This is a genomic window from Jeongeupia wiesaeckerbachi (assembly GCF_050916355.1).
Taxonomy (GTDB): domain Bacteria; phylum Pseudomonadota; class Gammaproteobacteria; order Burkholderiales; family Chitinibacteraceae; genus Jeongeupia; species Jeongeupia wiesaeckerbachi.
Window position 1 is genome coordinate 3091510 of record NZ_CP136946.1, and the last position, 12424, is coordinate 3103933.

Annotated in this window: 12 protein-coding genes; 2 read left to right on the forward strand and 10 right to left on the reverse strand. The window is 60.8% G+C overall.

Annotated features, from left to right (window positions below):
* Positions 1 to 34 precede the first annotated feature (34 nt).
* From R0382_RS15010 to apaG, 4 genes are all read right to left on the reverse strand, one after another.
* The gene (locus tag R0382_RS15010; protein ID WP_432720609.1) at positions 35 to 1405 is read right to left on the reverse strand and encodes an L-serine ammonia-lyase; all 1371 of its coding nucleotides are present in this window, start codon (positions 1403 to 1405) and stop codon (positions 35 to 37) included.
* Positions 1406 to 1494: 89 nt separating this feature from the next.
* Positions 1495 to 2730: an amino acid permease gene (locus tag R0382_RS15015; protein WP_432720610.1), complete on the reverse strand. Its 1236-nt coding sequence runs from the start codon at positions 2728 to 2730 to the stop codon at positions 1495 to 1497.
* 192 nt (positions 2731 to 2922) lie between these two features.
* Entirely contained in the window at positions 2923 to 4713 is a 1791-nt protein-coding gene (locus tag R0382_RS15020) for an ABCB family ABC transporter ATP-binding protein/permease (protein ID WP_432720612.1), read from the reverse strand.
* A 79-nt stretch (positions 4714 to 4792) separates the two neighbouring features.
* Positions 4793 to 5176 (reverse strand): Co2+/Mg2+ efflux protein ApaG, encoded by a 384-nt coding sequence (gene apaG / locus R0382_RS15025; RefSeq protein WP_432720613.1) that lies wholly within the window; start codon positions 5174 to 5176, stop codon positions 4793 to 4795.
* A gap of 99 nt (positions 5177 to 5275) precedes the next feature.
* Here apaG and rpe point away from each other — a divergent pair, with 99 nt between their 5' ends.
* Together rpe and R0382_RS15035 are read left to right on the forward strand one after the other, a co-directional pair.
* Complete coding sequence (rpe, locus tag R0382_RS15030) at positions 5276 to 5959, forward strand: ribulose-phosphate 3-epimerase (RefSeq protein ID WP_432720615.1); 684 nt, start codon at positions 5276 to 5278, stop codon at positions 5957 to 5959.
* Positions 5956 to 6618 carry a phosphoglycolate phosphatase gene (locus tag R0382_RS15035; RefSeq protein WP_432720617.1) on the forward strand — a complete coding sequence of 221 codons (663 nt, stop codon included), beginning with the start codon at positions 5956 to 5958 and terminating at the stop codon, positions 6616 to 6618. Before rpe ends, R0382_RS15035 begins: the two co-directional genes overlap by 4 nt.
* Positions 6619 to 6684: 66 nt before the next feature.
* On the opposite strand, the gene R0382_RS15040 is transcribed toward R0382_RS15035, so the two are convergent.
* The 6 genes from R0382_RS15040 to R0382_RS15065 all read right to left on the reverse strand — a co-directional run bounded on the left by R0382_RS15040 (position 6685) and on the right by R0382_RS15065 (position 12417).
* Positions 6685 to 7164: a dihydrofolate reductase gene (locus tag R0382_RS15040; protein ID WP_432720618.1), complete on the reverse strand. Its 480-nt coding sequence runs from the start codon at positions 7162 to 7164 to the stop codon at positions 6685 to 6687.
* Between the two features lies 1 nt (position 7165).
* The gene (locus R0382_RS15045) at positions 7166 to 7960 is read right to left on the reverse strand and encodes a thymidylate synthase (protein WP_432720620.1); all 795 of its coding nucleotides are present in this window, start codon (positions 7958 to 7960) and stop codon (positions 7166 to 7168) included.
* 44 nt (positions 7961 to 8004) lie between these two features.
* Positions 8005 to 10128, reverse strand: coding sequence for an ATP-binding protein (locus tag R0382_RS15050; protein ID WP_432720621.1), 2124 nt, complete (start codon positions 10126 to 10128; stop codon positions 8005 to 8007).
* A gap of 54 nt (positions 10129 to 10182) precedes the next feature.
* Positions 10183 to 10752 (reverse strand): transcription elongation factor GreB, encoded by a 570-nt coding sequence (gene greB, locus R0382_RS15055; protein ID WP_432720623.1) that lies wholly within the window; start codon positions 10750 to 10752, stop codon positions 10183 to 10185.
* A gap of 7 nt (positions 10753 to 10759) precedes the next feature.
* The gene (rluB, locus tag R0382_RS15060) at positions 10760 to 11842 is read right to left on the reverse strand and encodes a 23S rRNA pseudouridine(2605) synthase RluB (RefSeq protein WP_432720625.1); all 1083 of its coding nucleotides are present in this window, start codon (positions 11840 to 11842) and stop codon (positions 10760 to 10762) included.
* A gap of 119 nt (positions 11843 to 11961) precedes the next feature.
* The gene (locus R0382_RS15065; RefSeq protein ID WP_432720627.1) at positions 11962 to 12417 is read right to left on the reverse strand and encodes a hypothetical protein; all 456 of its coding nucleotides are present in this window, start codon (positions 12415 to 12417) and stop codon (positions 11962 to 11964) included.
* Positions 12418 to 12424: the final 7 nt, after the last annotated feature.

Sequence of the window (12424 nt, forward strand, 5' to 3'; positions counted from 1 at the left end):
TGCAGTGCGGGAGTGTCCTTGTGCGAGACTTATGTCAGCACGCAGGAACGCCGACGGTGAGCGCAAGCCCGCCCAGCGAGGTTTCCTTGTACTTGTTCTGCATATCCATGCCGGTGCGGTACATGGTTTCAATGACCTGATCGAGGCTGATCTTGTGACGGCCATCCTCGATGATCGCCAGTTGGGCGCATTTGATCGCCTTCTCCGCCGCCACCCCATTGCGCTCGACGCAGGGTATCTGCACCAGCCCGCCGACCGGGTCGCACGTCAGCCCGAGGTGGTGCTCCATGGCGATCTCGGCGGCATTCTCGACCTGCGCCAGATTGCCGCCGCTGACCGCGCAATAGCCGGCTGCCGCCATCGAGCACGCAACGCCGACCTCGCCCTGGCAGCCGACTTCGGCTCCGGAGATCGACGCGTTCATCTTGTACAGCATGCCAACGGCCGCCGCGGTGAGCAGGAAATCGACGATGCCCTGATCGTCGGCGCGCGGGTGGAAGTTGCGGTAGTACTGCAAGACCGATGGAATGATGCCGGCCGCACCATTGGTCGGCGCCGTGACGATGCGCCCGCCCGCGGCGTTTTCTTCCGAGACGGCAATGGCATACAGCATCGGCCAGAGCATCACATCGGTACGCCCCGCCAGCTGCAATGAGACGATGCGGCGGAAAATCGCCGGCGCCCGGCGTTTGACGCCGTAGCCACCGGGCAGATCGCCTTCGTGGCGGCAACCGCTTTCGACGCAGTCCTTCATCACTGCGGCGATTTCCAGCAAGCCGTCGCGGATTGCCGCCTCGTCCAGCCAAGTCATTTCGTTGGCCATGACGATCTGCGCGATCGACTTGCGTTCGCGCTCGCAATGCGCCATCAGCTCCTGCGCATTGGCAAACGGGTAAGGCGGTGCCGCGCGCTCGCTACTTGGCTGACCGAACTCGTCATCGGTCACGATGAAGCCACCACCGATCGAGTAAAACACCGTCTCGGCGATCAAGACGCCGTCTTCGCTTCTGGCACGGCAACGCAGGCCGTTGGCGTGCTTCGGTAAAAATGCATGCATGTGCAGCAGGACATCGCGGCGGCCATGGAACGGCACCGGCAGCCGCCCGCCGAGCAACAGGGTCGCGCCTTCCTGCATCAGCGCTTGTGCACGCGGCACGACCGATGCCGGATCGACCGTCTTCGGCTCCTTGCCTTCCAGCCCATTGAGCATGGCCTCGACGGTGCCATGCCCCTTGCCGGTCAGCGCGAGTGAACCATACAGATCGATCGTGACGTGGGCGATCCGTGCGCGATCAGGGTGATCCAGCAGGGAATCGGCGAAACGTTTGGCGGCCAGCATCGGGCCGACGGTATGCGAGCTGGATGGCCCAATACCGATTTTGAACATATCGAAGACGCTGAGCATGGCAAGTTCCAGCCGGACAGGATCGCCGCCCGGCAAACAATGTGGAAAAGGCCGCGCGGTGGGCGCGGCCTGCATTCACGATCGAAGGATCAGAGATAGCTGCCGACAAAGTCGCCGGCAATCCCCACGAGACCCATGACAAAGACGAAGCTGGCGAACGACGAACGATAGATCGTCAGTCGTGGCACACGCTTCATCAGCATCACCGGCATCAGGTAGGCGTAGATTGCGATGATCGGTGCCGACAGCGCGCCGATGATTTTCAGGATCGGCGGGTTGTATACGGCGAGGAACCACAGGCCGACCATCATCAACACCGTCACCACCCGGTTGATGCGCTGCTTGTCGAGATTCGCTTCATCGGCAGGGTTCTTCCAGGTCATCAGTCGCGTGATGATGCCGACCAGACCCTCGCGGGTGCCGACGAAATGGCCGAAGTACGAACTGGCGATCGCCAGAAAGGCGATCAGCGGGATCACGTATTTGAGGAAAGGTTGATCCACGGCCAGCGACAGCACGGTCAGGATGTCGACGTTCTTGGCCTGCGCTTCGGCCAGCATCGCCGGCGTTGTCGTCAGCAGCATCGACACCACGAAGAACATCACGAACACGAGCAGGATCAGCGACGTCCACTTGATGATGCCGTCCGTGCGCTTGACCGCCTCTTCAACCGGGTATTTCGCGCGATACGACGCGCCGAGCGTCGAGCATACCGGCGAGAAATTCATCGCGAATACCAGCACCGGGAACAGCAGTAGCAGGTTTTTCATCACATCGCCGCCGGTGGTCGGGGCGGTGATCACGGCGCTGTTCCAGTGCGGAATCATGTACAGCGACAGCAACGCCAGCAGGATGATCAGCGGAAAGGTGATGATCGAGGTCACGCGGACCATGATCTTTTCGCCAGCGAGGATCACGCTGGTCAGGCCAACCAGCAGCACGAAGGTCAGCACCGGGCGGGACACTTCGCTGACGCCCATCTGGTTCGTCAGAAACGACGACACGATGTTGGTTATCCCGGTGGCGTAGCCGACGCAAATCGTGATGATCGACAGGAAATAGAGTACCGAGGTGGCAAAGCCGACATTGCGGCCCAGATCATGCTCGACCGCGCCGACGATGTCGGTCGCCTTGCTGCACGAAGCGACCACCCGGGTAATGCCGCGGTGCGCGACATAGGTCACCGGGAAGATGATGGCGGTCAGGATCAGCGTCGGCCAGATACCGCCGAGGCCGGCACGGATGGGAAGGAAGAGAATGCCGGCGCCTACGGCGGTGCCGAAACACGTCAGCACCCACTCCCAATCTTTACGATCAAGTTTCATGCGACCCTCCTGAGGTCTGTTTTGTTATTGGCATGTGCGGGGTACGCACACGCCACGGTGACCTTTTTAAGGCCTGCAGGAGGATGACGGTTGTGACTTAGTTACGCAGTGCGCGCTTTCCCTTATGCAATTTGCGTTCAAACAAAGTAATTAATCGATATAAGGCAATAGTCTTGTCTTATATTTGCCGTCTCAGGACACCTGATTGGCCTGCTCCGCCGGTTCTTCATGTTGCTGCAGCGCCCACAGGCGGGCGTAGTGGCCGTTCTTGACCAGCAGCTCGAGATGCCGGCCACGCTCGACGATGCGACCGTTGTCCATGACCGCAATCTCGTCGGCATCGGCAATCGTCGACAGCCGGTGGGCGATGATCAGTGTCGTGCGATCGGCCGATACGGCCTTGAGTTCGGCCTGGATACCCTTCTCGGTCTTCGAATCCAGCGCGCTGGTCGCTTCGTCGAAAATCAGGATCGGCGGGTTCTTGAGAATGGTGCGTGCAATCGCAACGCGCTGCTTTTCTCCGCCCGAGAGCTTGAGCCCGCGCTCGCCGACCATGGTGTCGAAACCTTCCGGCAGTTTTTCGATGAAATCGTAGATATGTGCCGCCCGCGCCGCCTCGATCACTTCCTCGCGGCTGGCACCGGTCTTGCCGTAGGCAATGTTGTAGTAGATCGTGTCGTTGAACAGCACTGTATCCTGCGGCACGATGCCGATGTGCGCGCGCAGGCTTTCCTGTGTCATGTCACGCAAGTCGATGCCGTTGATCGTCACCCGTCCTTGCCAGACGTCGTAGAAACGGTACAGCAGACGGGAGAGCGTCGATTTGCCGGCGCCACTGGCCCCGACTACCGCCAGCGTCCTGCCCGCCGGGATTTCAAAGCTGACCTCGCGCAAAATCTGGCGATTGCGCTCATACCCGAAATCGACCGATTCGAAACGGATCGCCGCACTGCTGGCCTGCAGCGTGCGCGCATCCGGCGTGTCCTTGACCTCGGCGTTCTGCCGCAGCAACGTGAACATTTTTTCCATGTCGGCGAGCGAGTGCTTGATCTCGCGATAGACGAAGCCGAGGAAGTTCAGCGGCGCGTACAGCTGCAACAGGAAGGCGTTGACGAGGACCAGATCACCCAGCGTCATCCGGCCGCTGACCACATCTCTGGACGCCAGCCACACCAGCGCAGTCACGCCGGCGGCGATGATCACGGCCTGACCCGCGTTGAGTAGCGACAGCGACACCTGGTTCTTGACCGATGCGCCCTCCCATTTGGCCAGGCTGCGGTCGTAACGCTCGGCTTCCCAGCGCTCGTTGTTGAAGTATTTGACGGTTTCGTAGTTCAGCAGCGCATCGATCGCCCGGGTATTGGCCTTGGAATCGAGCTCGTTCATCTGCCGCCGGAACGCCATGCGCCACTCGGTCACGCCCAGGGTGAAGCCAATGTAGATGACGATGGTGCCGAAAGTGATCGCCGCGAAGTACCAGTCGTACTTCTTCAGCAGGATGATCGCCACCAGCGCGATTTCGACCAGCGTCGGCAGGATGTTGAACAGCATGAAGTTGAGCAGGAAGGCGATGCCCTTGGTGCCGCGATCGATGTCGCGGCTCATCCCGCCTGTTTGCCGCTCCAGATGGAAACGCAGGCTCAGCGCGCTCAGATGTTCGAACACCTGCAGCGCCACGCGCCGGATCGACCCCTGCGTCACCTTGGCAAACACGGCATCGCGCAATTCGCCGAAGACCGACGAACACATCCGCAGGGCGCCATAGGCGAAAACCAGTGCAATCGGCATCACGATAATGCCCTTGCTGCCGTCGAGCGAATCGACGATGCCCTTGAGCACCAGCGGCACGGCCACGTTGGCGAACTTGGCCGCAATCAGCAGGCTGAGGGCCAAGACGACGCGGTTTTTGTAGCGCCAGAGGTAGGGAAACAGGGTGCGCAGCGTGTGCCAGTCGTTGCGCGGGGCGGAATCGGGAGCGGCCATGATGGTTCTTATCGAAAAACGACAAGACTAGATGCGGCCAGGATCGCGGAATTGCAAGCCCGCACGCGGGCGGATCAGATCAGTGCAATGTGCGTGGAATCGACAGCACGAACTCGGGAATATCGACATGGAATTCGGCGCCGTCCGGCGTGCGCATCAAATAGCTGCCGCGCATGGTGCCGACCGGCGTCTCCAGGGTCGCGCCACTCATGTATTCGAACGACTGACCGGGTTCAAGCACCGGCTGTTCGCCCACCACGCCCAGGCCGCGCACTTCCTGCACACGGTTTTCCATATCGCGAATCACCCAGTGCCGGGAAACAAGCTGCGCCACCCCGTCACCGGCATTGGTGATCCGGATGTGATAGGAGAAAACGAAACGCCCCGCTTCTTCGTCCGATTGCTCGGCAACGAAACTCGCGCGCGGCACGACGTCGATTTTGTACTTGGGATTTTCGCTCATGCACACTTCCCGGTTGATGGTGGACAATCTTAGCAGGCCGGCACCCTCGCGGTGTTCCTGGCAACGGTACAATAGCGCAATCCACCCCGGAGCAGCCCCATGAGCCCATTCCGAATCGCCCCGAGCATCCTGTCCGCGGATTTTGCCCGGCTTGGCGAGGAAATCAGCAACGTCATCGCCGCCGGTGCCGGCCTGATCCATTTCGACGTGATGGACAACCATTACGTTCCCAATCTGACCATCGGCCCGCTGGTCTGCGAGGCCATCAAGCCCTACGCGACCGTGCCGATCGACGTTCACCTGATGGTGAAACCGGTCGACCGCATCGTTCCCGATTTTGCCAAGGCCGGCGCCAACATCGTCACCTTCCACCCGGAAGCCTCCGATCATGTCGATCGCACGCTCGGGCTGATTCGTGAGCATGGCTGCCAGGCCGGTCTGGTCTTCAACCCGGCAACATCGCTCGACCACCTCGACTACGTGCTCGACAAGGTCGACATGGTGCTGCTGATGTCGGTCAACCCGGGCTTCGGCGGCCAGGCCTTCATTCCGGCCATGCTCGACAAGGCCCGCGCAGCGCGCGCCAAGCTCGATGCCTACAAGGAAAAGACCGGCCGGCACATCAACCTCGAAGTCGACGGCGGCGTCAAAATCGACAACATCGGTGCAATTGCCGCCGCCGGCGTCGACACCTTTGTCGCCGGCTCCGCCGTCTTCGGCAACCCTGACTACAAGACGGTGATCGACGCGATGCACACCGAAATCACCAAGGCACTCGCATGACGATCCGCGCCCTTGCCTTTGACCTCGACGGCACATTGATCGATTCGATTGCCGACCTTGCCCGCGCCGCCAACGCCGCCCGCGCCGACCTCGACCTGCCGCCACTGGCGGAGGCCACCGTCGAAAGCTATGTCGGCGACGGTGCGCACAGCCTGGTGGCGCGCACGCTCGCTGACGACTACGCGGCCCCCTGGACCGACGCACCGGAGCAGCAGCACGCCATGCAGCGCTTCGATCTGCACTACAAGGCCGGCCTGACGATCGCCACGCGCTTCTATCCGCAAGTACAGGAAACGCTGCACGCGCTGCACGAACTGGGCTTGCCACTTGCCATCGTCACCAACAAGCCGGAGCGCTACACCTTGCCGCTGCTGCGCGAACTCGGCGTATCGGAGCAGTTCGACGTCATCGTCGGTGGCGACACACTGCCGGAACGCAAGCCGTCGGCCCTGCCACTCCAGCATGTGCTCGATCGTTTCGGGGTGGCCGAAGACGAAATGCTGATGGTCGGCGATTCGAAAAACGACATCCTCGCTGCCCGTGCGGCCGGCTGCCCGGTTGTCGCAGTAGCGTATGGCTATGGCAGCGACGTCAGTGCGCTTGGCGCCGACCACGTGATCGAACGGTTTTCGGACCTGCTTGAGTTCGTGGATTCGTGACTTCGAATCAGCATAAAGAAAACGGGCGTAAAGCCCGTTTTCTTTTGAAATGCCGGATCGACAAAATCAAGCGCGCTTGTAGGTCACGAAAGCAAAGTCGATGTCCTTGCTGCTGCGTTGCGCCACTCGCTCGACCTCGCGCCACTCATGGGCCGGCACATCCGGGAACGTAGCATCACCCACTGGCGAGAGTGATACCTCGGTCAGGTAAAGCGCATCCGCCAATGGCAGCGTCTGCCGATAGATTTCACCGCCACCGATCACGAAAACTTTTTCATCGTCAGCGCATGCGTTCAGCGCGGATTCGATACTGGTAAACGCCTCGGCACCGTCCGCCCGCCAATCCGCGTTGCGGGTAATCACCAAATGGCGCCGGCCGGGCAACAAACCGGGCAGCGACTCAAAGGTTTTACGCCCCATCAGCATCGGCGCCCCCATGGTCAGCGCCTTGAAATGCTTGAGATCTTCTGGCAAATGCCAGGGGAGCGTGTTGTCGATGCCGATGACACGGTTTTGCGCCAGCGCAGCAATGAGAGCCAGTTCCATCTCAGACCGCCACCGGCGCTTTGATCGCTGGATGCGATTGATAATTTTCGAGCACGAAGTCTTCGTATTCGAACGCGAAAATATCCTTCTTTTCCGGGTTCAAGGTCATCGTCGGCAGCGGCAGCGGCTCACGACCAAGCTGCGTTTGCACTTGTTCGAGATGGTTCAGATAGATGTGGCAGTCGCCGCCGGTCCAGACAAAATCGCCCGGTTCGAGGCCGCAAACCTGAGCCATCATCAGCACCAGCAAAGAATACGACGCGATATTGAACGGCACACCCAGAAAGAGGTCGGCGCTGCGCTGATACAGCTGGCACGACAATTTGCCGTCGGCGACGTAGAACTGGAAGAACGCATGGCACGGCGGCAGCGCCATGTTTTCGATCTCGCCGACATTCCATGCCGACACGATGATGCGGCGTGAATCCGGGTTGGATTTCAGTGTTTTGACCACGTCGGCAATCTGGTCGATATGACGGCCATCGGCCGTCGGCCAGCTGCGCCACTGGTAACCGTAGATCGGGCCGAGTTCGCCATCGTCGCGCGCCCACTCGTTCCAGATCGATACGCCGCGCTCTTTCAGCCAGTTGTTATTGGTTTCGCCACGCAGAAACCACAGCAACTCGTAAATGATCGACTTCAGATGCGCTTTCTTCGTCGTCACCAGCGGGAAGCCCTGCGAGAGGTCGAAGCGCATCTGGTGACCAAACACCGACAGCGTGCCAGTGCCGGTACGGTCTTCCTTTCGGGCACCGTGATCGATGACGTGCTGCAAGAGATCGAGGTACTGCCTCATGACATTGCTCCGTCCGGGGCGATCCGGCCCCGGGTAAAATCGCATCAAACGCCGATTTTACCGTCCGAAGCCGTCAACGTCTCGGCCGAATTGCCGCTCCTTGGTGCCCCTGGCGCATCCGGCTGCGGGAGCGACACGGTGAACGTCGTGCCGTGACCAAACAGGCTGCCGCAATGCACGCCCCCGCCCATTTCCTCGGTCAGGCGCTTGACGATCGACAAGCCCAGACCGGTCGTATGCTCGCCACCGGTAGGCACCGCCGACAGACGACCGAATTTGCGGAACAGTTTGTCCATTTCGTGCGGCGCAATACCCGGGCCATAATCGTGCACCGCGATCTCGACCATGCCGAGCGACAAGCCCGCGGTGATGTCGATCTTGCTCTGGTGTGGCGTGTACTTGGACGCATTCGAGATCAGGTTGTCGAGCACCTGCCACAAGGCCTGCCGGTCGGCCTGCACGATCAAGCCGTTCGGCTGATAGTGGCAACGCTGCTGTTTTTCTTCCAGCCGCCCTTCCCAGCTCGCCAGCAACTCGCCCATCAGCTCATCGATCAGCACCGGCTCAAGCGTCAGCCGGTACTGCCCCGATTCCAGCGTATTGATATCGAGCAGGTTGCCAAGAATCCGCTGAATCCGGTTGGCCAGCTGGCTAATACCAGCCAGCCGGTCGCGTACGCGCTCCTTGGGCCATACGTCGAACTTGCTGCCGATCAGGCCGGCCATACCGGCGATGCTGGCGACCGGGTTCTTGAGGTCATGCGCCGCTATGGTCAGCAGTTCGTTCTTTTCCTCGTTCAGCCGCGACAACTCGGCGTTGACCAGTTCGAGTTGCACATTGCGCTGCGCCAGCTCTTCAGTCCGGGTCGCGACCTGCGCCTCCAGATTCTGCCGATGGTGCGCGATCGTCGACGCCATCGCGTCGAAGTTGCGAGCCAGCTCACCGAGCTCGTCGGTTCGTTCGGTGTCCAGCGGGTGGGTGTGGCGGCCTTGCGCCAACGACTGGATCGCAGCCTTGAGGCGTCCCAGCGGACGGGCAACGTCAACCTTGAGGACCCAGGCCATCAAGCCCAGTTCGATCAGCAGCGCAATCAGGCCGAGCAAGAGCACCATGCTGGCGGCCAATGCGGCTTTTTCCTGCAGCAAACGCTTCGGGTACACCGTGACGAACAACCAATCCGCGCCGCGGATCTGAGCCATGCCAAGCCACGATTGCCCGTCCGGGCTTTCGACAAACAACTGCTTGGGTGTCGCGTTCGCGATGGCCGAGTACATGTCCCGTAGCGTTGCATCATCCGCATCGCGCAGATTGTAGTGCCCGCGCATGGCTTCGATCTGCGGCATTCGGTCTGGATGGGCAATCAGATCGCCCTCTCGCGTCACGATGAAGTTGGTCGTCCCGGGAATGCCGACGCTGTTGGTCCGGGCGATCAGCTGGTCGAGCAGCAAATCCTGTCCCGCGCCACCGAGATAGCGCCCCAGATAGTCGATCGGCGTCACCACCGACACCATCCATTGCATGGCCTGCTTGTCGAAGTAAATGCCGGTCCAGAAGGTTTTGCGCTCGGGATTGCGCGCCGGCGTTGCCCCCACCTCGGTTTCCAGGTCGAACTCGAAATCCGCAACGGAGCCATTGCGGGCGTAGTTCAAATCCGGCAGAAACATCAAACTGCCATCGGATACGTTGAGATCGACGAAAGTATCGTAATACCGGTTGCGGAATGCCGGGCCGTACTGGCTCAGCAACTCGTAGCCGAGCATCACCTGCCGCATGAACTCGGGCGTCAGCTCAACCCTAGGCAACAGGGCGACGGTCGCACGGTACTCGAAGTCATCGCGTTCAACCCGGACACGCCACATGCCGTCGCGGTCTTGCTTCATCAGGGCGTGGAACTCGCCACTGACATCGGCGCCTTGCATTTGCGCGTAACGGCGGATGAACTCGTTGCGCAGCAGCTTGGTGTTGGTCTCGGCCTGAAGGAAGGGTTCGCTCTCGATCTGGCTGCGCGCCTTGATGTACTTTTCAAGGTTGCCCAGTGCCTCTTCCTGCAGCCGCATATAGCTGTAGTAATAGCTGACGGCCGAGATCGCCAGCGAAACAACGGCGATCCGGAACGCCATGTTCCGGAGGACGCGCCGGAAAAGGCTGCTGTGTTGAGTGCGCTTCATGCGCGCAGCATATCGAATCGGAAAGCCTTGCGCAAAACAGAAATCAGCTCTGTATCAGCTAGGGTTTTCCGTCTCCAGTGCGAGATAGCGGACCTCGATGATTTCGATATCCTCCACGCCGCCCGGCAGCCGCAAGGCCACCGTCTCGCCTTCGCGCGCGCGCAATAGCGCCCGGGCAATCGGCGCGGTCCAGCTGACGTAGTGTCGTTTCAGGTCGGTTTCGTCGACGCCGACGATCGATACCGTTTCCTCGTGGCCATCTTCGCGCAAGTAAGTGACGGTCGCACCGAAGAACACCTGATCGGTCTCCTCACGCACTTCAGGATCGACAACTTCGGCATTCTCCAGCCGCTTGGTCAGAAAGCGGATGCGTCGGTCCGTCTCGCGCAGCTTTTTCTTGCCGTAGATGTAGTCGCCATTCTCGGAGCGGTCGCCGTTGCTGGCTGCCCAATTGATGATCTGGGTCAGCTCGGGCCGGTGCTTGGTGACGAGGTCGTGCAGCTCCGTCTTGAGCCGGCGCCAACCACCCGGAGTCATGTAATTCTTGCTACCAACCGGCACCTTCAGCTCGGCTGGCAGCTCATCGTCGTCACGATCGTCTTCGCGGGTGAACGCCTTGCTCATGGGATGCTCAGTGATCCTTGGCTTCGCCGTTGAGCTTCAGGTCGGCCCACTTCATCACCGCCAGCACCTCGGTCTCGGACAGTTCATAGAACTGTCCGCGCTTGAGGCGTCCCGGCAAGGTCAGTGCGCCAAAACGCACGCGCATCAGCCGGGATACAGTCAGGCCGAAGTGCTCGAACATCCGCCGCACTTCGCGGTTACGACCTTCCTTGAGTACCACGCGATACCAGTGGTTCGTCCCCTCGCCGCCTTGCGCTTCGATATGGGTGAACTTGGCCGGGCCGTCTTCGAGCGTGATGCCCTTGCGCAGTTCGGCGATTTGTTCGTCACTAAGCTCGCCAAGTACGCGCACCGCGTACTCGCGCTCCATCTCGAAGCGCGGATGGGTCATCCGGTTAGCCAGATCGCCCGAGGTGGTGAAAATCAGCAGGCCACTGGTATTGAAGTCGAGGCGGCCGACGGCCACCCATTTGCTCGACGACAGTCGCGGCAGTCGATCGAACACCGTGAGGCGGCCCTGCGGGTCGTCACGCGTCACCAGCTCACCTTCTTGCTTGTGATACAACACAACGCGTGCCAGTCGGTCCGCCCAGCGCATGGTGACGCGCTTGCCATCGACACGAACCTCGTCGCCCTGCTTGACCTTGGCGCCCAGCTCCGCAATCTTGCCGTTAACGCTGACTCGGCCTGCTGCGATCAACTCTTCCATGTCCCGACGCGAGCCGACACCGCTGAATGCCAGCGCTTTTTGCAAGCGTTCCTCGCCCACTTGGGCCGAGGTCAGCCGCTTCGCGCGCAACTGTTTTTGCACCGCAACTTCGTGCTGCGAACCGGCGCGCATTCTCATGCGCTTTGCCTTGGTCGCAATATCCCGACCGCCGCGGGCAGGTTCCGCAGGCGCGGCACCTGCTGCGGCGGTGCGCGGCGCCTGCCCCAAAGCGGGCTTGGCGCCACGTGGCTTGCGCCCGCTGGTGAATTCATCCGCAGCGGACGGCACCGGCTTGCGGCCCTTGAGCCCGGCTCGCTGTTGGTCAGCCGCCTTCTGTTCGCGAATCGCCGGCTGAGGGCGACGGGCACGGGTGGTTTTCATGTGTTCAGTAATCCGGAAATAACAGGCGATTATATCGCGGACAGCCCGCAAGCATCACGCCGGCCGCCAAACAAACAGGGCCGCAGCAAAGCGGCCCTGTCACACCTGCTTGAAGCCGATCAGGCCTCGGTAAAAAATGCAATGCTGCCAAGGCTTGTCAAACCCAGGTTGAAATGTTGCGACTTGAAGCGCTCGGTATCGCGCAATTCGGCTTTACGAAGGATTTCGAACAACAATTCGACTTCCTTGAACGTCTTCAGTACCCGCGTATCGCCATTGATTCGCGCTTCGATTGCCGCTTTCGCACCGTGCTCACTGGCGACCACGATCCGTCCCACTTCGCCGCCGACCAGTTGCAGGGCCGGCGGGATGCGCACGTCGATCGCATCGAGGTGCGCGACCAACGCGTCGCCAAGCGTCTTGAGTTCGGAAGTGGCTTTATTACGGACGTCGGCCAGCCGGAATGCATCCGAACCCGGATTTATCCCCAGAAATCGTGCAATGCCCTCATCGATTTCCGACGGATCGATTTCCCGTTGGTCGTTGTCAGACTGCCCATTCTGTACGGCTTCCACGTTGTTG

Coding starts and splice junctions, on each gene's coding strand:
- R0382_RS15010 (WP_432720609.1), bottom strand. CDS start 1,405: ATGCTCAGCGTCTTCGATATGTTCAAAATCGGTATTGGGCCATCCAGC.
- R0382_RS15015 (WP_432720610.1), bottom strand. CDS start 2,730: ATGAAACTTGATCGTAAAGATTGGGAGTGGGTGCTGACGTGTTTCGGC.
- R0382_RS15020 (WP_432720612.1), bottom strand. CDS start 4,713: ATGGCCGCTCCCGATTCCGCCCCGCGCAACGACTGGCACACGCTGCGC.
- apaG (WP_432720613.1), bottom strand. CDS start 5,176: ATGAGCGAAAATCCCAAGTACAAAATCGACGTCGTGCCGCGCGCGAGT.
- rpe (WP_432720615.1), top strand. CDS start 5,276: ATGAGCCCATTCCGAATCGCCCCGAGCATCCTGTCCGCGGATTTTGCC.
- R0382_RS15035 (WP_432720617.1), top strand. CDS start 5,956: ATGACGATCCGCGCCCTTGCCTTTGACCTCGACGGCACATTGATCGAT.
- R0382_RS15040 (WP_432720618.1), bottom strand. CDS start 7,164: ATGGAACTGGCTCTCATTGCTGCGCTGGCGCAAAACCGTGTCATCGGC.
- R0382_RS15045 (WP_432720620.1), bottom strand. CDS start 7,960: ATGAGGCAGTACCTCGATCTCTTGCAGCACGTCATCGATCACGGTGCC.
- R0382_RS15050 (WP_432720621.1), bottom strand. CDS start 10,128: ATGAAGCGCACTCAACACAGCAGCCTTTTCCGGCGCGTCCTCCGGAAC.
- greB (WP_432720623.1), bottom strand. CDS start 10,752: ATGAGCAAGGCGTTCACCCGCGAAGACGATCGTGACGACGATGAGCTG.
- rluB (WP_432720625.1), bottom strand. CDS start 11,842: ATGAAAACCACCCGTGCCCGTCGCCCTCAGCCGGCGATTCGCGAACAG.